Annotated in this window: 20 protein-coding genes, 3 tRNA genes and 1 pseudogene; 21 read left to right on the forward strand and 3 right to left on the reverse strand. The window is 65.0% G+C overall.

The features are described 5' to 3' along the window. Positions 1-183: 183 nt before the first annotated feature. The 3 genes from EK403_RS17545 (at position 184) to EK403_RS17555 (ending at position 1,314) form a co-directional block, all read left to right on the forward strand. A tRNA-Tyr gene (locus tag EK403_RS17545) sits at positions 184-268 on the forward strand. 16 nt (positions 269-284) lie between these two features. After that, a tRNA-Gly gene (locus EK403_RS17550) sits at positions 285-358 on the forward strand. 326 nt (positions 359-684) lie between these two features. Further along, entirely contained in the window at positions 685-1,314 is a 630-nt protein-coding gene (locus tag EK403_RS17555; RefSeq protein ID WP_128778767.1) for a type IV toxin-antitoxin system AbiEi family antitoxin domain-containing protein, read from the forward strand. A gap of 84 nt (positions 1,315-1,398) precedes the next feature. On the opposite strand, the gene EK403_RS17560 is transcribed toward EK403_RS17555, so the two are convergent. Continuing rightward, a complete protein-coding gene (locus tag EK403_RS17560; protein WP_128778768.1) occupies positions 1,399-1,746 on the reverse strand; it encodes a hypothetical protein in 348 nt (115 codons plus the stop codon). Positions 1,747-1,914: 168 nt separating this feature from the next. Continuing rightward, positions 1,915-1,990, reverse strand: a tRNA-Gln gene (locus tag EK403_RS17565). A gap of 478 nt (positions 1,991-2,468) precedes the next feature. Here EK403_RS17565 and EK403_RS17570 point away from each other — a divergent pair. From EK403_RS17570 to EK403_RS17635, 15 genes and pseudogenes are all read left to right on the forward strand, one after another. Beyond that, the gene (locus tag EK403_RS17570; protein ID WP_128778769.1) at positions 2,469-2,921 is read left to right on the forward strand and encodes a hypothetical protein; all 453 of its coding nucleotides are present in this window, start codon (positions 2,469-2,471) and stop codon (positions 2,919-2,921) included. Continuing rightward, positions 2,918-3,067 carry a hypothetical protein gene (locus EK403_RS22505; RefSeq protein ID WP_164919661.1) on the forward strand — a complete coding sequence of 50 codons (150 nt, stop codon included), beginning with the start codon at positions 2,918-2,920 and terminating at the stop codon, positions 3,065-3,067. The genes EK403_RS17570 and EK403_RS22505 overlap by 4 nt, the downstream gene beginning before the upstream one ends. Next, positions 3,064-3,297: a hypothetical protein gene (locus EK403_RS17575; RefSeq protein WP_128778770.1), complete on the forward strand. Its 234-nt coding sequence runs from the start codon at positions 3,064-3,066 to the stop codon at positions 3,295-3,297. The genes EK403_RS22505 and EK403_RS17575 overlap by 4 nt, the downstream gene beginning before the upstream one ends. A gap of 62 nt (positions 3,298-3,359) precedes the next feature. Further along, on the forward strand, positions 3,360-3,674 hold the full coding sequence (locus EK403_RS17580) for a hypothetical protein (RefSeq protein ID WP_128778771.1): 315 nt from the start codon (positions 3,360-3,362) through the stop codon (positions 3,672-3,674). 187 nt (positions 3,675-3,861) lie between these two features. Then, positions 3,862-5,370, forward strand: coding sequence for an AAA family ATPase (locus tag EK403_RS17585; protein ID WP_128778772.1), 1,509 nt, complete (start codon positions 3,862-3,864; stop codon positions 5,368-5,370). Beyond that, entirely contained in the window at positions 5,370-5,990 is a 621-nt protein-coding gene (locus EK403_RS17590) for a hypothetical protein (protein ID WP_128778773.1), read from the forward strand. The genes EK403_RS17585 and EK403_RS17590 overlap by 1 nt, the downstream gene beginning before the upstream one ends. 50 nt (positions 5,991-6,040) lie before the next feature. Beyond that, a complete protein-coding gene (locus EK403_RS17595; RefSeq protein ID WP_128778774.1) occupies positions 6,041-6,457 on the forward strand; it encodes a hypothetical protein in 417 nt (138 codons plus the stop codon). After that, positions 6,454-6,759: a hypothetical protein gene (locus EK403_RS17600; RefSeq protein WP_128778775.1), complete on the forward strand. Its 306-nt coding sequence runs from the start codon at positions 6,454-6,456 to the stop codon at positions 6,757-6,759. The genes EK403_RS17595 and EK403_RS17600 overlap by 4 nt, the downstream gene beginning before the upstream one ends. Continuing rightward, positions 6,756-7,568 (forward strand): metallophosphoesterase, encoded by an 813-nt coding sequence (locus tag EK403_RS17605; protein ID WP_128778776.1) that lies wholly within the window; start codon positions 6,756-6,758, stop codon positions 7,566-7,568. The genes EK403_RS17600 and EK403_RS17605 overlap by 4 nt, the downstream gene beginning before the upstream one ends. Next, complete coding sequence (locus EK403_RS17610) at positions 7,561-7,944, forward strand: hypothetical protein (RefSeq protein WP_128778777.1); 384 nt, start codon at positions 7,561-7,563, stop codon at positions 7,942-7,944. The genes EK403_RS17605 and EK403_RS17610 overlap by 8 nt, the downstream gene beginning before the upstream one ends. 122 nt (positions 7,945-8,066) lie before the next feature. Continuing rightward, positions 8,067-9,161 carry a metallophosphoesterase gene (locus EK403_RS17615; RefSeq protein ID WP_128778778.1) on the forward strand — a complete coding sequence of 365 codons (1,095 nt, stop codon included), beginning with the start codon at positions 8,067-8,069 and terminating at the stop codon, positions 9,159-9,161. A 605-nt stretch (positions 9,162-9,766) separates the two neighbouring features. Beyond that, entirely contained in the window at positions 9,767-9,982 is a 216-nt protein-coding gene (locus tag EK403_RS17620; RefSeq protein ID WP_128778779.1) for a hypothetical protein, read from the forward strand. Positions 9,983-10,045: 63 nt separating this feature from the next. Next, positions 10,046-10,242: pseudogene (locus EK403_RS23355) on the forward strand (SOS response-associated peptidase); the annotation flags it as partial. A 228-nt stretch (positions 10,243-10,470) separates the two neighbouring features. Then, positions 10,471-11,046: a restriction endonuclease gene (locus EK403_RS17630; protein ID WP_128778780.1), complete on the forward strand. Its 576-nt coding sequence runs from the start codon at positions 10,471-10,473 to the stop codon at positions 11,044-11,046. Next, the gene (locus EK403_RS17635) at positions 11,046-11,720 is read left to right on the forward strand and encodes a hypothetical protein (protein ID WP_128778781.1); all 675 of its coding nucleotides are present in this window, start codon (positions 11,046-11,048) and stop codon (positions 11,718-11,720) included. The genes EK403_RS17630 and EK403_RS17635 overlap by 1 nt, the downstream gene beginning before the upstream one ends. 92 nt (positions 11,721-11,812) lie before the next feature. On the opposite strand, the gene EK403_RS17640 is transcribed toward EK403_RS17635, so the two are convergent. Then, positions 11,813-11,992, reverse strand: coding sequence for a hypothetical protein (locus EK403_RS17640; RefSeq protein ID WP_128778782.1), 180 nt, complete (start codon positions 11,990-11,992; stop codon positions 11,813-11,815). A gap of 343 nt (positions 11,993-12,335) precedes the next feature. Here EK403_RS17640 and EK403_RS17645 point away from each other — a divergent pair, with 343 nt between their 5' ends. From EK403_RS17645 to EK403_RS17655, 3 genes are read left to right on the forward strand one after another with little or no spacing between them, the layout of a single operon-like run. Beyond that, entirely contained in the window at positions 12,336-14,141 is a 1,806-nt protein-coding gene (locus EK403_RS17645) for a hypothetical protein (protein ID WP_206659576.1), read from the forward strand. 2 nt (positions 14,142-14,143) lie between these two features. Next, on the forward strand, positions 14,144-15,688 hold the full coding sequence (locus EK403_RS17650) for a methylation-associated defense system protein MAD7 family protein (RefSeq protein WP_128778783.1): 1,545 nt from the start codon (positions 14,144-14,146) through the stop codon (positions 15,686-15,688). After that, positions 15,685-21,093 carry an FtsK/SpoIIIE domain-containing protein gene (locus EK403_RS17655; RefSeq protein ID WP_128778784.1) on the forward strand — a complete coding sequence of 1,803 codons (5,409 nt, stop codon included), beginning with the start codon at positions 15,685-15,687 and terminating at the stop codon, positions 21,091-21,093. The genes EK403_RS17650 and EK403_RS17655 overlap by 4 nt, the downstream gene beginning before the upstream one ends.

The following is a 21,093-nucleotide window of genomic DNA, read 5'->3' on the forward strand; positions in this document are numbered from 1 at the left end:
GGTCCGGCCGCTCCCTGTCTCGCGCGGATTCCCGCCGACGGGGAAGCCGGAGCGCCGGCGGCTCGGCCTGGCCGCGGGCAAGCCGACGCTTTCCGGTTGACCTTTGAGCCCGCGCCCCGCTAAAGCGAGCCCCGCGACGGGCTGCGAGGCCCTTCGCATGGCCCGCTTCGCGCGGGCCGGCGTGGAGGGGTGCCCGAGTGGTTAAAGGGGACGGACTGTAAATCCGTTGGCTCAGCCTACGTTGGTTCGAATCCAACCCCCTCCACCAACCTCTTCAGCGTCGCGCGGGTGTAGCTCAATGGTAGAGCAGCAGCCTTCCAAGCTGAATACCCGGGTTCGATTCCCGGTACCCGCTCCAGCCTTCCAGCCCTGAAAATTGAACGTTTTTCTGGCCTCTGGCCGCCTCATGCGGCGTGGGGGCTAGGGGAACGTAAGGCGGCCAAAAGGCCTCTTGTGGGGTGTTTCGGTGCAGAAAGTCCCCACGAAGTCCCCACGGAGGTTCGCTAGGCGTTCTCGCCGGCGTCCGAATCGGGAAGGGGGTTACGAAACAGCGAAGTAGCTCGAATCGGATTTTGCTACTTGGACGTTTCGAAAACCGGCGGCCGGGGATGTTACGTTCAGGTAGCAAAACTGAGATTTTGCTACTTCATTGTAACATGCGGGCTGCGCGGATAGGCTGCTCGCATGAGCCCTCCACCCGCTATCGACGCTATCTTCGCAGACAACAGGCTGCATCGATCCGCCGATCTGGCTGCAGCCGGGTTGTCGCGGATGGCGATCAAGCGCGCCGCCGACGCCGGTCGGATCATTCAATACGCCCGGGGCGTCTACGTAAGCGCCGAAGGCCTTGCGACCACTGGCATCAGCCTGGCCGCGACCTCCCTGCTCTTGCAGGGCGTCGTCTGCCTCGGATCCGCGGCGCAGTTCCATGGCCTGTCCGACGAGGATCCGCCAGAGATCTGGTATGCGGTCGATCGCGGAAGAAACGGCAATATGGCGGCGCCCAGCATCCGTCAGCCCCATCGCCTCGTGTGGTGGCCGGCCGAACTCTTGGAGGTCGGTGTGAACACCGTCCAGATCGCCGGCGTCGACGTTCGCTTCACGTCGCCGGCGCGGACCGTCGTCGACCTCATCCGCTATCGAGGGAAGCTTGGCGAGGAGACCGCCGCCAAGGCGCTGGCGGACTATGTGCGCAGCGGCGCGGATCTGAACGAGATCTGGGACATTGCGGAAGCGATCGGGGTGAAGGACGCGTTGACGCCATTCTTGAGGGTGGCCGAGGAACTGGCGCCCTCGATCGCGGCCCTCCGGTAGTCCCTCGATCTCAACGAAAAAGGGCCGCCGGCGCCACCACCGACGACCCAGTCCTGGGGAGGAAACGCCCAAGGGCGCTCCTGGTCACCTGGATTCGCGCGCCGGCAGGTCAAGCCGCCTGCGGATCATCCGCTCCCCGGACGGCGTCAGCGTCCATCCGGCGCCGCCGCGCGGGCCTGGAGCCTTCACTGCGAAACCATCACAGACGGCGACGCCCATCGCCTGCTCGACGTCCCAGGCCGCCGCTCCGGTCATGCGGTCGAAAGCGTTGCGCGACGCGACCATCTCGGCCTTGGAGCGCCGGACGCCCATGATGTCCCCCAACCAGTAGCGCAAGCTCCGCGCCTCGCGGCGGGCGGTCTCGGCACGGGTGACGGCGGCCTGCTTGGCTGCCTGCGAGCGCGTCAGGGGGCGATGGCGTTGGGTGAGCACCGGAGACCTCCTCTGAAAGGCTACCAGCGGGCCGGTCGCTAGGCCGGCTATCGCAGAGGGAACGGCCTGCGTCGCATCAAGGCCCTCATCCCTGCCAGCTTGCGGGAGCGCGATGCGCTGCGCGGCCCGCTCACCTACGTGTCTGCTCTCCACGCCGCCGCTGGAAGTTGGCTCGGGGTGAAAGTCTCGAACTTCCGACCTTCGGGCTCAGAACCCGCTGCGCTACCAATTGCGCCACCCCCGAAAAGGGCGCGCGCGGCCGGAGCGCGCCCCACAGTCCAGTTCGAACGGCCCGCCTGGTGCGCTTCTAGGAGAGGCGTGGCGGGCACTAAGGGCTCTGCCCCATTCCAGGCGGATATCTAGGCTGAAAATTGGATTCTGCCGGAAGCCCCGACCCGCCACAACGGTTATCTGCGGCCTGACTCAAGAAGAGGCATTGTCAACATTGCGCCCAAGAAGGCGTCATGTCCGATAACCCTGAGTTATCGGACATCATAAATCGGGCGTTCCAGCAGGCTCCGCAGGCCAAAACTATCGGTACAAGAGAAGCGAAAAGAAGGGTGCTTCTTTTCCAAAACAGCGGTCCGCCGACCCCCCGGCCGGGAACTTCGAATCGGTCGGCGAGATCGTACCGCAGCCCTATTGCGGCTTTCGAGGGCGCATGCATATCATGGCCTTGTCCCGCTCGGATGACCGAGGCGCGACGGCAGGAGGCCTAGAGAATGAACACCATCATCATCACGGACAAAGACCGACAGCTCCGCGCTGAGCTCGCTGAACGCGTGCTCGTCGCCGTGCTGGGCGAGGGTTACGACCCTATCCGCGGCGACTTCCATCCACTCGGCTGGACCCGCACGCTGGTGCAGTTCACCGGCGCGATCGACAACCCCGACGACGAAGACCCGGAGGCGACAGTCGAAATGCTGGCGCAGGTCGGCGGGATGGTTGCAGCCATAGATGCCGCCAAGCGTGCGTTCGAGGATCAGTGGGTAGAGGCTCGCCTCTCAGACGACGGCCTCACGCTCGATATCTCCGACGTCACAGGAGAGGAAGCGCTCGAGGAGGCCCAGGATCTCGCGGCGCGCTGGCTGTGCGTTTCGTCCGATAGGAGCGTCATTCCACCGTTCCCGTATCCGATTCCTCGGGTCGATCTCGACACAGAGATCGGCTGGTGACCGGCCGCCCCTGGGCCGTCGCCCTGGACATCGACGGAGACGTCGAGCTCGTCCGTGAGTTCTTCCCCACCGCAGCCGAGGCCGAGCTCTTCGGAAACGCCTGCTTCAGCCCCATGCCCTTCATCCTCGTGAGGATCGACCAGTGACCAAGCCCGACGCCGTCTCCCGCCGCCTCTTCGCCGCCGTTCTCGCGGCCCCGCTCGGCCGCAAGCCGGAAGCCAACGCCCTCCTCAATGACCTGCTCGCCCGCAATCGCCGGATCGGCGACGAGGTCGAGGCCGCGGATCCGATGACGGTGGACACCGACGCGGTCGCGGCTCAGGTGCTCGCCAACCGAAAGGCGGCGGCCGAGGCGATCGAAGCGCTCTCGGCGTGACGACACAGCACCACGACGGGTATGCTCACCCTCGCGCTGACCACGGCGCGGGGGATTCTTTATTGGCGCTGACCGAGCACGAAGTCCTCATGCACATCGTCTTTCCGGAAGGCGCTGGCGGCCGGCTCGCGCGCGTCTTCGGCGTCGACACGAGGACCGGCCAGCGCTGGAACAAGCAGGAAATGCCGATGCCGGCCGAGGTGAAGGCCTGGCTCGAGGATCAGCAAGAGAAGATCTTCACGATCGTGAACCCCTACCCGGACGCGGTCCTTCGGGCGCTCGTCCAGCGCATGCGCGACGCCGGCGTCCATGACGAGGCGATCGCAAGCTATCTCGCCGAGGCGCACGTCGAGGTCCTCGGACGAACGATCCGGTAACCAGCCAAGCAACTTCAGCTTGAAATCGCTACCGTCGATCACCTAAGGTGGTCGAGTCCACCGCTGGAATGGTCCGCGCTGGACGGTTCGAGCGAGACCAGCTTTGCCCTCCCAGAATCCGCCTTTTACCCCTCGCGCCGAGGATGTCTCGGTCGCGCGCCAACGTGCCGCGCGTAGCGCCGAGATCATGTGCGGCGACCTGCCGACGCTTGCGGACCTGCTCGTCGGCCATCCGTTCCGAAGTGGTGACTTCGAGAAGGACGTCCGCTCGTGGGCGCACACAACGCTGAACGCGCTGGTCGTCTGCCGGCCTGAGCGCGGCCGCGCCGATCTCGGGAGCGCCCTTCATGCACTCCTGGGCGAGGTCAGCCTGACCAACGTCGCTGAGGCCGGACGGGAGCTTGAGCGCGTCGGGGCGCTGGCGGCCGCCGCCGAGGAGAAGATCCGCTACGAGGGCCGGGTTCGTTGCGACCTTTATTGCGTGGCCGGTTTCGGAGCCCTGGAGCCGCGCGCCCGGCTGATCGGCGCGATCATGCTTTTGACCGGTAAGCACCACCAACACCACCTGCTCGCGATGGCGGCCGGCCTGCGGTTCCGGATGATCGTCCAGGGCGGGCGGCATCCGAAGTCCCCGGGCGACCTCCATACCGCCGGCGAGAACATCCTCCGCTCGGCATGGTCGAGGATCTCCGCCGAGCGCCGGGCGGAGGGCGACATCGAAGAGGGCATCCTCCGCAACCGGCCCGAACCCGGAGAGATGACGGACCTGCTCGACGAGGTCATGGAGGACCGCGGCGAGATCGTGCGCGCGCCGGGCGGGTTGGCTCGCCTGCGCGAGAGTCGCGTGACCGGCCTGCAGGTCGTCCCGAAGCAGCCGGCGGGCGCGGGCGATCGTCTGTGGCGGCCCTTCGCGGCGATCGCCGGCCGGCGCTTGCCGCTGGTCCGCCGCGGGGATGTGGCTGCCCACCGCCGCGCCCTGGTTCGCCGCGCGCCGCATGCCGCGGCCGCGATCGACGTGATCCTGCGCGACCTGACGGCGTCCGAGCTCGCCTGGATCAGGCCGACGCTCTTGGTCGGCCCTGCAGGCGCCGGGAAGACGTCGCTCGCACGCTCGATCGCCGAGGTCATCGGCTTGCCGGTCACGACCTACGCGGCCGGCGGGATCGCGGACGCCAGCATGATGGGGACCAGCGCGCAGTGGTCGACGTCGCGGCCGAGCGTGCCGCTGGACCTGATCAGGTCTTCAGGCGTCGCGAATCCGCTGGTCGTGCTGGACGAGGTCGAGAAGTCGCAGGCGTCCCACAACGGCTCGCTCGTGGACGCCTTGCTGGCCTTTCTCGAGCCGTCCACCGCCCGGCGCTACCGCGATCTCGCGCTCGAGATCGAGGTGGACCTATCGCGCGTGTCCTGGATCGCGACGGCGAACAAGCTCGATGACGTCCCGCGGCCGCTGCTCGATCGATTCCGGATCATCCGGGTTGAAGAGCCGACCTGGGCGCATGTCGGAGATCTCGCGCGCGGCATCCTCGACGACATCGCGGCCGAGCGCGACCTCGACAGGCGATGGCTGGACGAGCTGGCCCAGGACGAGCTTCAGGTGCTCAGACGAGCATGGAACGGCGGTTCGATCCGGCGACTGCGGCGCGCCCTTGAGGTGCTCGTCGACGGGCGTGACATGGCGATGCGGCGCGCGTGATGGAGCAAGCCCTCCTCATCGTTTCCATCGCGATCGCGCTCCGCGGCCTTCACCGAGACGGCCTGCTCGAACCAGCGCGCGCCAACGGGATCGCCGGGCGCGGCGCGGACGTCATCGAACTGCTCGGCATCGTTTCTCGTCTCGAGGATGAGGCCGAGATCCGGGAGCGTCTCGGCGAGCCCGGCGTCGCAGATCTACACGTGCGAGCGGCGGGTATGGAGCGGCTGGCGCTGGAGCTCCTCGACGCCGGCGGCTGGCTGGCCGTATTCGACGCCGCGCCCGATCATGCCCGAAACACCTGGGAAGCGCTCGCCGCCGATCTGAGTGCGGCACACGCTCAAAAGGTCAAGCCTGCACCTGATGGGATCGAGGTACAGGTCGATATGGCTCGGCGCACGATGCACGTGCGGATGTCCATGCGACCGCTACTCGACCGCTGGTGGATCGGCAGGCTCTTCGGCCCTGGCCGGCCCGGTCACCGCTGGCCGATGGTCGGCGGGAAAATCCACGGCGACCCGCGCTCGGTCGACGGGGATGAGGTGATGATCGTGGCCGTCGTTGAGGGCCAGACAGCACGCGGGCTTAGCGGGCTGGACTACGAGCTTGGGAGGCCGGCGTGAGCGCGTTCGATGCCAAAGACCCTGCGCGACGCCGAGATCGCGAGGGGCGAATGACTTCTGACGCGCTCATCCTCGCATTGGCCGCCGACGTCGCGACGGCCCATCGGACCGGCCGGATCAGCCGACCTGTCGCGACCGCGATCCTGACGCGGCCGAGCCCGATCGCTTTATCGTTGGCTGGGCTCGGAGAAATCGGAGGCCGGATCGACGCGGCCGGAGGCTGGGAGCTCGTCTACTGGTCCGCCGGCTCGGAGGCGCGCACCGCCTGGGCGGAAACCGTCGCACTGATGCTTGAGCAATTCCCGCGGCTGGATGGATGGGCGCTTGTCGGAGAGGTCGACGGCCGGACAATGGCGGCCGGAAATTTCTCGCACATCAGCGTCGGCGCCGGGTACGCGATCGGGTTTTTCGACGCCGTCCGGTTGGGCTCGCAGGCGAGGCGTGAGACCGAGATTCCGAGATCATGAGCGCGTTCGAGCCAAAGACCCTGCGCGACGCCGTCGTCGTGATCGGGCTGCTGACCCGCGCCAACGCGGATCGTGGGTTCATCGGCCGCGAGGAATCCGCGCGCCTGCTCTCCATGAGGGAGCCCGACCTGCTCTTGGTCGTTGTGGAAATCAACGGGCTCCGGCTTTCAGGCGATCACGAGGGCGCGTGGCAGCTGTTGCAGGCCTTGTCGCTTATCGTCGTGGCGGGCGGATGGCCCGCCGTTGTCGCGGACCCCGAGGCCTCGGCTCAGTGGCCTAAATTCTGGAGGCCGGGGGAATGAGGCTCTGGGTGATCTCCGACCTGCACCTGTCCAAGATCGCGGCGCAGTCCGGCTGGCAGCCTCCGCGCGTGGACGCCGACGTCGCGGTCGTGGCCGGCGACATCGTGGAGGGCGTCGGCTTCGCGCTGAACTGGCTCTGGTTGACGATCACGCGCCGGATGCCGGTCGTGTGGGTCGCCGGGAATCACGAGTTCTACGGCGAGATACTGCCCCAGGCCCGCCGGCACGCCCGGACCTACGCCGATCGCGTGCCGAACCTGCACCTGCTCGACGACAGCCAGACCGTGATCGACGGCGTCCGATTCCTCGGATCGACCCTCTGGACCGACTACAAGCTCTATGCCTTCGGCGAGCGGGCGCGCCAGGAGGGTTCCATGCGGGTCGCGGAGCGTCTGCCCGATCACGCCCAGATCTTGATGGAGGCGCCGGAGCCGGGGAAGATCGCGCGCCGGTTCTCGGCCGCCGACGCGCTGGAGCTTCACGAGACCAGCGTCGCCTGGCTGCGGTCCGCGTTCGAGATCGAGCACGACGGCCCGACAGTCGTCGTGACCCACCACGCTCCGCACCCACTCTCGGTCGCGGAGAGATGGCGTGGCCACCCCAGCACGCCGAGCTACGTCAGCGATTTGAGTTCCCTGATCGACGCCGGCCAGCCCCGGCTCTGGAACCACGGGCACACCCACGTCAGCCTCGACTACTCGATCAAGCCGATGTTTTCCGGCCTGCGGGACACGCGCATCATCTGCAACGCGAAGGGCTACGCCGGCGAAAACCCGAGCTTCGACTGGGGCCTGGTGGTCGATGTCTGATCGCCCGCGCGACCTCGGCGACGTCGTCAACGACATCGAGCGCATTCGACACGAAGCCGGCCGTCGCGCGCCCGGGCAGAAGCCCGTGGTGGAGCCGTTCTACGACAGCCGAGATCCGGACGCCGTCGAACGCGCGGCCGCCGCGATCGAGCAGTGGACTGACCCCGGCGCCCGTCGATGGTCGACCCCGCTCCGCCGGTACGCCGCAGAGCTCAGGGCGCCGCTCGCTGTGCCCACCGAAGCCGAGCTCGTACGGCGTTGCGTCACCGGCGAACACGACGTGACCACGCTCCGGGAGATACTTCAGCTCACGCTTGTCGAGACGATGGACCTGCTCATCGGCTACCGGGCCAAGCCTCGGGACGGCATGCATTGAGTCACGCTGACGCACCCTCATTTCGAGCTTGCGGCTTGCGACTTGATCTACGGGTGACCTGCCCATGACCTTTCGATAGGTCAAGAAAATACAAGCCTAAACCACTGATAAGGCTGACTAAATTGCGCTTTCGCGTGTTTTCCGACCTGCATGTGGACGCCAATGACGGGCTCGCGGTCCCGCTGGATTTGAGCGACTGCGACGCCGTGATCGTGGCCGGCGATGTGAGCGAACGGCTCTCAACTCGGGTGCTCGACTGGCTGGTCGAGAACATCGCGATTGCCGGCGCGCCGGTCGTCTACACCCCGGGCAACCACTGCTATTACGGCAAGCGTTTTCCTGCGGAGCTCGACCGGGCGGTCGCCGCGTTCGAATCCGCCGGGATCAGCCTGCTCGCGCGCGGGCAGAGCGTTCAGATCGGTGACGTTTTTGTGGTCGGCGCGACGCTCTGGACCGACTTCCGGCTGACCGGCGACCAGCGGGCGGCGATGCTTGCAGCCTCGGATCGAAGGTCGGGGATGAACGACCACCGGAAGATTCGACATGGCGCCGGCTCGCGGCCGTTCCTGCCTAGCGACGCCGTTCGGGAGCACGCGGCCGCGGTCGAGGCGATCACCCGGTCCTGCCGAAGCGCTCGTGCGGCTGCCGATTCGCTCGTGCCGGGCGGTGGCCCTGCGGATACGCTCGTGGCCTGCAAAAACGTTCGCGGGCGTGCAGAAAAGTTCGCAGATGAAGGCCGGCCTGCAAATCCGCTCGCGCGCAAAAACGCTCAGCCGATCGCAGGAACCTTCAGCGGCGACGACGACGTCGCAAATCCGTCCTGCAAAAACGATTACGAGCCTGCAAAAACGATTACGAGAGCGGCCGAGCCTGCAAATGTCGTTGTGGTCACCCACCACGCGCCGAGCCCGAGGTCGCTGCGTGGCGGCCAGGTGACCGGCCTGCTGGACGCCGCCTATGCATCCGATCTGGAGAGCCTGATCCTCGACCTGCAGCCAGCCGCCTGGATCCACGGGCACGTCCACCGATCCGTCGACTACGAGATCGGCCGCACACGGGTGGTCTCGAATCCGCTCGGCTACGTCACCCAGGTCGGGCGCGGCAAGGCGGCGCGGATGCAGCTCGAGAACCCGGAATTCGATCCGTCCTTCACGATCGTCGTCGGGCGCGAGACGCCGCCGGAGGATGAGGCGGCGATCGGGGATTTATGGCGCTGACGCCATATCCGCGTTTATGGCGCTGACGCCATATCCTACCGCTCGGGAGGAACTGGCCTCCCAGCTCCCGAATCCTCCCGAGCGGTAGGAGCTAACCGATCGGGAAGAAACCGGCTCTGAGGGCTCGAATCTTCCCGATCGGTAAGATTTCAGGCCCCTGGAAACGGTACGGGAGAAGCGAAAAGAAGGGTCCCTTATTTCCGGATCAGCGTGCCCAGACCGGTGCCCGGACGGCGTTCGCCTGGTTCGGTGCCGGCGGCTCGAAGACCAGACTGATCCTCCTGTTGCCGCAGCGCGGGCATTTAAGCAGGCTCTATAACATACTGGCCAGAAAAGATAATCCCCGCTTTCAGGCGAGGTTGCGGAGGTCGAGTTCCTCGAAGATGTCGCAGCGGCGGCTGGACGTTTTGTGGTCGACCGGGCCGCCAACGCACCGTGCCCGGACCCTCCAGCCGGCGCTCAGTGCATCCGCGATCGTTTCCACAGCCGCTATGAGAACATATAGGGAACAATTTCTGGACGGGTCAACCCGACTCGGGCACGATCGGGCGATCGGCGGAAAATAGATCACTCCGGCGGAAACGGCGTTACAGGGGGCTTACGAGATGGCTGAAACCGCTGAGGCTCTTGGGCCACAGGATTCCGCGCTCGACATCGCCACCGACCGGGCTGTCGAGGCCTGCTACGGCGATGCATGGGACGCTGTCCGAGGTCTCTTGGTCGCGAACGCTGCGCTCGAGGAGCAGATCGCCGAGCTCGAGGCTCGAGTGTCGACGGGGTACGCGCGCGGCCGCGTCAGGAGAATAGCCAGATCAGGATGACCGCGACCGCGGCCCCGCCGATCAGCGGGCCGTACCGATCCGTGCGGATCCGCCAGCGCTGGATTCTTCACCACCGAACCCAATGCCGTGATTAAGCCTGCCACCCGAAAGCGATGCCGGTCATCTTGACGACGGAGGAGGAAATCGACGTCTGGACGAGGGCGGAGTGGTCTGAAGCGAATAGGCTTCAGCGGCCTCTGCCGGACGATCAGCTCACTGTGGTAGCTCGGGGATTAAAGTGGGACGGGGCGAACTCGTAGGTACTCTGATACAGGTAACGGCCTTTTTTTGGCATTGTCATCGCTGGTTTATTGTTCTCGTATACACGACCAGTTTCGATAGTTGTACTATTGATATTTGGCCTAATATTCCTATATATTTTAATTACATCGTCTGGAAGCTCAAATCATTTTCAGACAGCGATCGATAAAGCGTCGTCTGCTGTCCAGGAACACCTCGAGACGCTGGCCCGGAAGCGGCTCGCAACAGTGAGAATAGACGAATATGGCGTCATTCATGACGCGGCTTGGCAGAAAGAATGGCGCTACTTCGTCGAGAAGGTCATCCACGCGAAGCTCAACGACAAAGAGCGCAACGCGTTCGACGCGATGCAGCGCCAGCCGTTGGCTAATTTCAAAGATACGATCATTGCCCCTATCGTGAAGAGAGCCGAAGAGATCGCGGCCAACAGCGCGATACCGGACTTCATGACCCCGACCGGCTTCGAACAGTGGTGCCAGCGGCGACTGCAGAAACAAGGCTGGATTGCAATAACTACCCAAGCCACGGGCGATCAGGGCGCTGACGTGCTGGCCGAGAAGGACGGCTTCCGTGCCGTCGTGCAATGCAAGTATTACACGTCGTCGGTAGGTAATAAGTCAGTCCAAGAGGTCTTCGCCGCTAAGCAGCACTACCGCTATGACGCTGCCGCTGTCGTCACCAACGCTGGTTACACGGCCTCGGCGCGCACGCTCGCCAGGTCAACAGGCGTCGTGCTGCTGACGATCCATGACCTCGACCGCTTTGATGAGTTGATGGACGCGCCTTGGACGAGGGTAGCGTGATGAGATTTTTGCTTTCCGGCTACGGCTACCGGTCGAAGGTCTCGGACGGATCCAAGTCATACCGCACCTTGCGCGGACGCATGGGAGCGCTCGACGAAAGTGTCGAGTTCCGGAAGAACGGCATCTCGACCGGTGCGCCGGCCTTCGTGCTTAAGGCCAAGACGTCGAAGACTAGCGAATACACCTCCGACAACGACGTTGAGATCGTGCTGTTTGACCTGAAGGAGCACGAAGTCCTCGACCTGGCAGCGAAGCTGGTCGACTACGCTACCTTTCTACACGAGCAGCGACCCGGTCACGGCTACCAAGGGGCGACAGATCGGGTTCCGGCGTGGGCGTCTGACGCTCATCGGGTCGAGTATGAGCGCGAGACCGCGAGAGCATTCGGCCGACTGCTGGCCACCACGATCACCTATGAGAAGAAGGTCAGCTATATTAACGGCATTATGGGCTACGCAGACGGAATTGTCGCGGCCCTGGCCAGGCGCGTAAGATCCGCAGGAATTTTCGAGAAACTGCGCCAAAACAATTCGCCCGAGCGCCCGCCGTCACGCGACTTCGGTCTTTGGGATGAGGCGCTGTCTCTCGCCGAACGACTCCAGGGGATGGTGCAGCCGGGCGCGATTGAGCGACGGGAAGAAAGGCCTCCGCTCAGGCTCGTTGATCCGGACTAGGCGAAGTCCAGAGGCTCGCTATAGGGCGCTTCCTGAGTGCGCCGACTAGCGGCTTCGTCAGCCATCCAATTTGCCGTCCGGACCGCAAGAACCTAAGCGAATTCGTCATAGCCGCGTGTCTTCGATCGGTCGTTAGTCAGCCCGCACATCTGCTCGGCGTCGATCAGGATGGCGGCGTTGGTGCGGATTATCGCCATGTGCGGCAGGACGGTTTTGCCTGGACCGTCATCGATGGTCTGGCCGGCCTTTTGCGCGCCAAGATGACTCTCCATCGCAGCGATGCAGATTAGTCATGTAACATATCAAAGCAGATCGTCACGCTCGACAGCTTAGTGGCGTCAGTGACTGACCCACATCGGTCGTTGGAAACGTCTGTTTGGCGAGCCTAATCTCAGCGCTGGTGTGCAACTCTAGCCGGCGCTTGGCAACGCAAGCCTTAATCCAAGTCGACGTCAGCCCTACCGTGGTCATAACGGCTGTTGAGCTGGCGCAGAAGTCTACCATGGACGTTGGAAATCTACCCTGCCGATTGCGTTGCGGCGCCAGATCGGTAGCGTGCAACCAAGAGGTGTCGGGGGAATCGGATTGCCAGAAGCATCGACCACAGCCACATGGGTGCGATTTCTGCGCAACTACGGGCCGATTCCAACAAACGACAACATGTATGACGAGTCGATTCAGCGCGCGTTGAAGCGGCACAGGATCAAGCCTATCGTGTTGCCTGCACAGTTTATGCAGGCGCTGCTTGAGAATTTCAGTGGTGCCGACCCTGTAACCCAAATCATCACCGGGACGGCGGGCGACGGAAAGACCTACCATTGCCGCGAGGTTTGGAGCGCCCTCGGCGGCGACGAGGCGACCTGGAACAAGGGCACCAAGGTCCAAACGCTAGCGGTCGGCCAACGCACCCTTGTGATCGTCAAGGACCTCAGCGAGCTTCGCGACGAAGAAAGCGCAGAGCTCATCGCCGGCGTGGCGCGCGACGTCACTCAGCCATCCTCGAACACCGTCTATCTCCTGGCCGCCAATCACGGCCAGCTCTTGGAGAAGCTGAAGGCCGCACCCGACACGCCGGAGGTGCGCCGACTCTCGGACGTGGTCGAGGACCTGCTGGTGACTGGCGGCACCGACGATCGGGAGGTCCGCCTGAACCTCAGCGATCTCAGCCGCGCGCCGGCGGCGAAGATGACGTCGTACATTATCGACGAGATTGGTGGTCACGAAGGCTGGGCGGGCTGCGACGGCTGCCCCGCGGCTCGTGACCAGGCCTGTCCAATCCTCGAAAACCGCCGGCGCCTGACCGGCGCTGACGGCCACGGGAAGTTCAGACAGCGTCTGGCGTCGCTGGTCGAACTCAGTGAGCGGAATGGCGGCCACTTTCCGGTCCGCCAGCTCCTTTCACTCGTGGCGAATGTGATCCTCGGTCACCCCGATGGTCGCGATGGCCTGATGTCCTGCGGGGACGTCCCAGACATTGTCGCCAGCGGCAGGGCCGATCTCGCCAGCGTCTACCGCAACGTTTTCGGCGAGAACCTGAAGCCTAGCCGTGCCGAGAAGACCGAGCCCTTCAAAAAGCTGAACCTGTTCGGCATCGGCGCGGAAACCAGCAATCGGGTGGATAACCTCCTGGTCTATGGTGCCGACGACCCTGCCTATTCCGAGCCCTATGACGCTCTTGTCCGGAAGGACCCGTTCTACGGGGCCACGGCGAACTACACCCAAGGTCAGAAGGCGTATCTAGAGGGCGGGGAGGGCGTCGACCGTTCCGCATTCCTTCACCTGCTCAAGGCCCAGCGCCAGCGCCTGTTCTTCACCCTGCCGGATGACCTCGTAGCGGCCTACGAGCTGTGGGACCTGACGGTCTTCCGCTTTGCGGGCGTCTACCTCGAGGTGGCCGAAAAGTTGGGCGCGAAGCAGCCCCTGCCGCGGGCCGCGCTCTCGATGATCGTGCGGGGTCTCAATCGCGTGTTCACCGGCATGCTCGTGCAGAACCAGGACGAATTGGTCCTAGCGACGTCGGGCAGCTACTCGCAGTCCAAACGAAGCCCGCTGCTCGACGAACTGATTTCTGTTCCCCGACAGGGGGGCGAGGAGGTCAGCCTGGTGCTCAATCCTCAGGGTGGCTTCGACGTCGCCGTGCGGCTCACGCGGGGCGAGATCCATCCGGCCGTGCGCCTCGAGCTCTCGCCGACCCGATTCGAATTCCTGGGCCGGGTGGCCGAGGGTGCGCTGCCGAGTAGTTTCTCGCTCGAGTGCCACGAGGACATCCTGGCCTTCAAGGCGCGCCTGCTCCGCGAGACCGAGACCCGGCGCAAGCTGGATGGTGACGACGTCGGCGAGGATGGTCAGCTGGTGCTGCGCTTTATCGAACTGACTAACGACGGGCGGGCCACGCCGCGCCGAGTGATGGTGCGGGCATAACCATGGAGGTGCTGGCGAGGCCGACGCATTTCGAGGAACGCTCCGGGCCCGAGATCTGGGTCGATGAGGCGATCTGGGGCCACCGGCTCCACGACGAGCAATCGCCCTGGCTGACGTTTCTCGAGTTCCTCAATGTCCTGTTGGCAGAAAAGGTCGCTGGCCGGGCGCTGCAGGAAACATCGCTGAACAGCTTGAGCTATCGGCCGCAGACCCAGCTTCGACTGCGCAACCTGGTGTTCAACAACCCCCACATCACGACCGTGCTGGCGGAGGACCGCTCCGACGAACTGGCCTGGACGTCCTGGTTGGAGAAAATGGCGGACACCGCCGGGGGGCTCGAGTCACCCGACTTCGCCTACCTGCGCGACCGCTTCGAGACCTTTCGCGACTTCGCGGCCGTCATCCGTTTCCTCCAGGGCTCGGCGATCGAGGGCGACAGCAACAAGCGCTGGAGTTCCAAATTCGTCTTCCCGTTCGGGCCCAACGGCCTCTACGAGGACGTCAACGTGAAGGTCAACGGCGGAGTGACGACTGACCGCCGGTTCTTCGCGCGCACCGGCGAAATCCTCTACCTCATGCTTTGCCGCAGCCAGCGCGTCGAAGAGCTACGCGAACGGCTCGTCGGGCAGTTCCTGCAGAATCCGGCGCCCTATGACGGCATGGTCCGGGCGCTTCAGGGAGAGGCTCAGCTTGCCAAGGCCGACCGCGGCGGTGCCTTCCTTCCCTGCTCATCGCATCCTGCGTTCGACCGTCTAGCCGAGGATTGGCTCGCCATCCTGTCACTGCCGATCCCGGCCTACGACGCGATCCCCCACCTCGTCGCGGTGACCGGCCTCAACCTAATCCTCTATCAGCTCGACCGGGCCGGCGAAGTCTTGGGCAGCGAGCGCGCCAGCTTGGTGTGCGAGATCGTCTCGCCCAAGAAGTCTGTGGTGCGCGATCTGTCCGCGGACTCCTACCAGTCCAACAACGCCCTGCCGCAGCAGGCGATGGAGCGCTTCATCCGGGCGACAACCGAAACGTCGCAGTGGCAAACCGCGATCACCTCCGACGACGCGGCCATCGAAGTTGCCGAGCTGCTCAAGCGGGCATTCGACTGGCCCGATCCGGACGACGACGATGAGCGCAGCATCCCGCCCGAGGAGCTGATAGACCGGCTAGTCAATAAGGCTGCGGTCCGACACAAGCAGCACGTCGGCAAGGTCCACATGACCTGGGCCCGCGCCATTGGCCTCTCTTCGCGCCGTTCGAGCCGGCGGGTGCGCTACGCCCCAACCGACAGGCTCCTCAAGACGCTTGTTGTGACCTGCGTGGCCAAACGGATGGAGTTCAAGGACTTCTTGGCTACCCTGGCAGGCCGTTACGGCCTCATCATCGGTGATCATCAGGCCCGCTCCTTCATCGACAGCGGCAATGCCGATCAAGAGGATTTCTCTGACAACGCGCGCCGGCTCGAAGAGCGCCTCGCCAGTCTCGGCCTGCTGAAGCGCCTGTCCGACTCCTGCGCTTACGTCGAAAATCCCTTCCAGCGCGGAGAAGCCGCATGAAGCCGGCCGACCTCATCGGCGCTGCCGGCGCAACCTCGATCCAGCAGCGCTTGTCGACGCTCACATCCGAGGATGGCGTAGCGCGCTACCTGCTCGACCGCCTTACCGGCGAGCAGGTAGCGGCGATAACGGCGGCCTTGCTGGCAACATCGGGTGTCGCGGCCCAGCTGAAGATCGCGATCCCACGCGCCTTAGTCGACGGTCACGGCCTGCCGGACGCGGTTGTCACTGACGATCGGACCGTCGCGGTGCGCAACGCGGAGTGCGAAAAGCCGGCGCTCCTGATGGCCAATACCGACGACGACCAGGGCGAGTCCTTGCAGGACGTGACATTGATCGGCGCCAAGCAACTCACCGAGGACGTCGCCCCCTGGGTCGAGGCCGCTAGCACTGGCCTCGGTCTGCCGGAGGGGCAGCTCGCCGCGTGGCGCGCGGCTTTGGCGGGGCTGAACGCCGCCGACGACTGGACCCTCCACCAGGTCTCCCATTTCGTCGCCCTTACGCGCCAACGCGTGGCCGAGGAGTCCAAGCCCGTCCAGGAAGCGCTCGGCTGGGCGCTGCCCGCTCTGAGGCTCCCGCGCGACAGCGGCTATTTCGTCGGGATCAAGGATAAGGATCTCGACCAGCCGCGCCGTTGGAGGAAGCTGTTCGATAAGCTGATCTCGGACCGCAAGCCGCTCATGGCGAAGATGCGGTCCAACCGCCAGACTATCGATGCGGATGAGCTGCAGGGACAGTTCGAGCAGTCGAAGGAAGACATCGCCGCCATTGCGCACGGGCCGATTGAGGTCTTCATCGCGGCGCCGCCCGGGTGGGGGGACGCTGCTCAGGCGCTCGCCGAGTTCGAGTGGGAGGCAGACAACGTTCTGCTGCTGTTCTCCGGCATCAAGCTCAAGAAAACGACGCTGGCCGAAGACACGATTAACTTCTTCGAATTCGATTTGCCGGGCCGGCTCAGCGATGCCGACGAGGAGTATCTTAAGGCACTGAAGGGGCGTTCGCTCAAAGAGACCCGCGACGACGATCGAGAGTTCTTCGAAGCCCACCGCGATGACCTCGGGCAGGACAAGCCCCTGCGCGCAAAGTGGGAGCGGTTCATCTTCGGCCGCCCGATTGAGTGCACGGACTTCCTCGCCGGCCTGCTCCTCGTGCTCGAGCGCCTGTTCGGTCAAGTCAACGCGACGGGCGGCCCGCGCAGCCTAACCATCCGCTCCGCCCGCAGGTCGCGTAGCCAGTGGCTCGACATGAACGCAGACATCGCCCTTGCGTTCGGTGTGCGCTACCGCGGCCTGCCCGCGCTGATGGGCAACGCGGTGACCTGGGACGCGCCTCACATCTTCCAGTACGAGGAGCTTCTGGAACGCGCGAAGCGCCGCAAGAAGTATCGACGCAACGAGTCGGTCTCCCGAGCGAGCCTGCAGATCAAGTTCGACGTCGAGTTGGTCGTGGGCTCTGGTGCCGGCTCGGAACGCGCCGTCGTTCAGCTCGTATGGGCGGGGCAACCCAATGCGATTGGCGCGGAACTTTCCAAGGACCTACGGCGTCTGTTGGAGCGTCCGCTGCGCCGAACAAACGTTGCCCGCCTACTGGTGAGCCGAAAGGGCGCCTTGCAATCGGTCTCGCTGTCCGATGTAGGGACCCTACAGCCGGCGTTCGGCCAGGACGCCGGCTCCTTAGTGCCTAGGACCAAGGTCGGCGAGGATGTCGCGAAACTCATCCCGCGGCGCCTTAAGGAGGCCCGCCAAGTCGGTCGGTTGACTCCCGATGCGGCGGACGCCGTGGCGGCCGCCTGGGGGACGTTCTCGGAGGTCTATGGGCGGGCGCTCCTGGCCTGGTCGGGGACCGGGTACGCCGACGCAGTGCTCTTAGAGCAGGCCGAGGCCTTTGGCGCGCTGTTGCGCTGCCTCTCCGTTCACGCGGTCGGCGACATCAACCGCCAAGGGCTGTGGGAGCAAGCGTTGGGCTTGGGCATAGTGCAGATCACCGGCGCGGCACCCTCGGCGATCATCGCGCCGTGGCACCCCATGCGCCTAGCGGCCACCGCCATCAAGATGCGATCGGTCGCCGGCTTGGCAGACTATCTCCTGTCGGACAACGACGTGAACTTCGGGGACTCGCGGCTATTCTTTTCCGACCTGCGCGAGGAGCTCGGCCACCCGCTCTACCCCGAGATCGCCGTGGGCTACGAGGGGGCGGAGCCGGTGCTGCTGGTCGAAACGGGAACCGTCAACGACTACTCCCTGTTCGAGCGGCCGGTGCGCGATCCGGCCGAGGCCGGCACCGACGTCGACCCGCAGGAGGCGGCGCGTCAGATCCGCGGGGTGCTGGAGCGCTACCTCGACTTGCAGCCGCATGAGGGATCGAACCTCAGCATCATGCTCTACAACTGCGATGCAGCTGGCCTGCCCCTCGCAACGATCAACGCCCTGAGCACGGTGCAGGACGAAGATGAGGTGCATTGCAACGTCCTCGTCCGCCACCGGGACCGCAATCGGCTCACCCAGGTCTATTCGGAGCTGCTGGAGAAGTCGGAGGGCGATCCAGACGCCATCGTGGTCAGCGAGACCTCCCGCAACTTCATGTCCAAGCTGCGCATCGGCGTGATGCTGGACGGGGGCGGCGGCCCCAAGGACGCCATCGGCCGGCGGATCGATGTCGCCTTCCTCCACGACGTGGTGTCTCGCCAGGCCAAGGAACACTGGTTTCCGGTCCCGGCTGCAGAGCGGAATCCGTCGCTACTTGAACACGTGCCGTCGCGCTGGTCCTATCGCCGGGTAACTGCCGAAGACGAGCTCAAAGCGACAAGTTATCTGACCTGTCCGCGCCAGCCCGATGCTGGCTGGGCCTATGTCGATGCGGTCGCCGGGGTGATCCGCCGGCAGTCGCATGGCACGCAGGAGCACGTCCTGCCCGCGCGGCAGATCTCCTTCCAAGATCATGGCCTGAAGTCGATGTTCGACGAGGCCCACCAGCTGGCGGAATGGGTTGCGACTTACGACGACCTGCTCGACAAGCGGCAGCTGACTGCACAGGGGATCAGCGTCATCCGCTATCGCCGTCAGCGCACCCACGGCCGCAACATGGTGGTCTCCTCGACTTCCGAACTGCGTCTGCTGCACGTCCTGGTCCGTCGGCGTCTGGGGGAATTGAACCTTGGTCTGTCCGACGCTCGGCTGTCCGAGCTGGCGCGGCGCATGATCAACGACGCCAACGCTATCTCCGGCGATATCGTGCTTCGAGCGGCCAAGCGCGGTATCTCGGCAGGTGAATTGATCGGATTGGTCATAAGTCGAGCGCTCGTCGCCGAAGAGCTCGGCGACGGCGCTGCGGTTGCCTGGTTCTTACTCGACGACTATGCGGAGTGGCTTGGGCAACGCGAGGAAGGGTTGGCGGATATCCTGGCGCTGAGCGTCGGCGTCGACGCCGATGGCACCGAGCACCTGCGCGCCGTGGTCACCGAAGCCAAATACGTCGATGCGTCCGGCCAAGCGGATGCTAGCCGCAAGTCCCGCCAACAGCTGCGCCAGACGGTCAGCCGAATGGACGACGCCTTGTTCGGCTATCCCGGCCGGCTCGACCGCGACCTTTGGCTGTCGCGGATCGCAGACCTGTTGCTCGACGGAACGGCAGCCCTCGGCCATTCGACGCTTCTGGAACGGGTGCGCGACGGAATCCGTCAGGGCAGGGTGCCCATCGACCTGCGTGGGTACTCCCACATCTTCATCTCGGGGCCGCCGAGCGATGCGAGCAGCCTTGGAGACCAGGAGTCTATCGCCGACATCAGCGGCGGCCTGCAGGAGACCTTCACGCGGGAAGGTGTTAGGGCCCTGATCAAGGCTTACGAGTCCAACGAGCCTCTAGCGCCGCAGCGTGAGGCGCTAATCGGCGTGCGTCCGTGGCAGGCCGATACGTTCAAGAGCCCGGCACCGCGCATCGACTGGACTAAGGCCATCGACCTCGACCCTAAAGCACCACTGCCCAAGCCGGTCAACGTCCAGACCTTCGACGATGACGAGGACGATGGGGATGACGACGACGGCGCACCGCCGAACGCGCCCCCGTCCCCGTCTTCCTCGCCGGAGCCCAGCCCCGCGGGTGGTGCGGCCGCCGCGCCGTTCACGCCGGCTCTATCTTCACCCGCCGAGCCTGCCCTCGAAAATGGTGGCACCGAGGTCGCGCCCGCGGCTCCTGCCGCGCAGGTCTCGCCTCCGCCCGCGTCGGAGCCAACCAGGGGGCTCGCCGAACTCGTTCGGGAGAAGGCGGAGCAGGCCCGCGAGGACACGGCCGATGACCAGGCCTGGCTCAACGCGACAGCCCAGAAGCTGCGCAGCGCGCTCCTGGGTTATTCGCTGCAGGCCAAGATCGTTGGCACACGGCTGACGCCTAACGCCGCGCTAGTGCGGTTCCAGGGGAGCGATCGGCTGCGGGTGGAGGACATTGAGGCCAAGCAGTCGGCTTTGCTGACGACCCACGGGCTCCGGCTGATCTCGATCTCGCCGCTGCCCGGCGAAATCGTCGTCGGGGTCGCGCGACCGCAGCGTCAGACCGTCTCCATGTGGGATGTCTGGGCGCGCCGTGTGCTCAACCGCAACGCAGTCGGTGTGAACACCTCCTTCGTTCTCGGCCTTAAGGAAATTGATGGGGACATCCTTTATCTGAACCTTAGCGGTCCATTCGCCGGCGGGACGCAGCACGAGCCCCATACCCTAGTCGCTGGCGCGACCGGCAGCGGCAAATCGGTGCTGATCCAGGCGTTGTTGCTGGACATCGCCGCCACCAATACTAGCCGTTTGACCCGGATCCACCTGATCGACCCCAAGATGGGCGTGGACTACGCCGCCGTCGAACGATTGCCCCACTTGCAGGGCGGGGTGGTGGTCGAACAGTCCCGTGCGACCGAGGTGATGGAAGGCTTGGTCGCTGAGATGGAGCGGCGCTACGACCTGTTCCGGCAACGGGGCGCGCGCGACATCCGCAGCTTCAACGAGAAGGCCGACGCGGCGGAGCAACTGCCTTGGACCTTCCTCGTCCACGACGAGTTCGCCGAATGGATGCTCAGCGACGACTACAAGGAGGCCGTCACCGCCAATGTCTCGCGCCTCGGGGTCAAGGCCCGCGCGGCCGGCATCCACCTGATCTTCGCCGCCCAGCGGCCTGACGCCAACGTCATGCCGATGCAGCTGCGCGATAACCTCGGCAACCGCCTGATCCTCAAGGTGGCCAGCGTCGGGACCTCGGAGATCGCCTTAGGGGTAAAGGGCGCCGAGCAGCTGCTAGGGCTTGGCCACCTGGCGGCCCGTCTCAGCGGCGAGCCTGCCATCATCTACGCCCAGGCGCCGTTTCTCTTGGACGACGACATCGACCTGGCCGTGAACGCCATCATTGCCGGCGACGCTGGCGCCTAG

The organism is Hansschlegelia zhihuaiae (assembly GCF_004103825.1).
Classification (GTDB): domain Bacteria; phylum Pseudomonadota; class Alphaproteobacteria; order Rhizobiales; family Methylopilaceae; genus Methylopila; species Methylopila zhihuaiae.

What these genes read in the sequence shown, in the direction of transcription:
- EK403_RS17555 (WP_128778767.1), top strand. Translation starts at nt 685, where the DNA reads ATGAGCCCTCCACCCGCTATCGACGCTATCTTCGCAGACAACAGGCTG.
- EK403_RS17570 (WP_128778769.1), top strand. Translation starts at nt 2,469, where the DNA reads ATGAACACCATCATCATCACGGACAAAGACCGACAGCTCCGCGCTGAG.
- EK403_RS17585 (WP_128778772.1), top strand. Translation starts at nt 3,862, where the DNA reads ATGTGCGGCGACCTGCCGACGCTTGCGGACCTGCTCGTCGGCCATCCG.
- EK403_RS17590 (WP_128778773.1), top strand. Translation starts at nt 5,370, where the DNA reads ATGGAGCAAGCCCTCCTCATCGTTTCCATCGCGATCGCGCTCCGCGGC.
- EK403_RS17595 (WP_128778774.1), top strand. Translation starts at nt 6,041, where the DNA reads ATGACTTCTGACGCGCTCATCCTCGCATTGGCCGCCGACGTCGCGACG.
- EK403_RS17600 (WP_128778775.1), top strand. Translation starts at nt 6,454, where the DNA reads ATGAGCGCGTTCGAGCCAAAGACCCTGCGCGACGCCGTCGTCGTGATC.
- EK403_RS17605 (WP_128778776.1), top strand. Translation starts at nt 6,756, where the DNA reads ATGAGGCTCTGGGTGATCTCCGACCTGCACCTGTCCAAGATCGCGGCG.
- EK403_RS17610 (WP_128778777.1), top strand. Translation starts at nt 7,561, where the DNA reads ATGTCTGATCGCCCGCGCGACCTCGGCGACGTCGTCAACGACATCGAG.
- EK403_RS17620 (WP_128778779.1), top strand. Translation starts at nt 9,767, where the DNA reads ATGGCTGAAACCGCTGAGGCTCTTGGGCCACAGGATTCCGCGCTCGAC.
- EK403_RS17635 (WP_128778781.1), top strand. Translation starts at nt 11,046, where the DNA reads ATGAGATTTTTGCTTTCCGGCTACGGCTACCGGTCGAAGGTCTCGGAC.
- EK403_RS17640 (WP_128778782.1), bottom strand. Translation starts at nt 11,992, where the DNA reads ATGGAGAGTCATCTTGGCGCGCAAAAGGCCGGCCAGACCATCGATGAC.
- EK403_RS17650 (WP_128778783.1), top strand. Translation starts at nt 14,144, where the DNA reads ATGGAGGTGCTGGCGAGGCCGACGCATTTCGAGGAACGCTCCGGGCCC.
- EK403_RS17655 (WP_128778784.1), top strand. Translation starts at nt 15,685, where the DNA reads ATGAAGCCGGCCGACCTCATCGGCGCTGCCGGCGCAACCTCGATCCAG.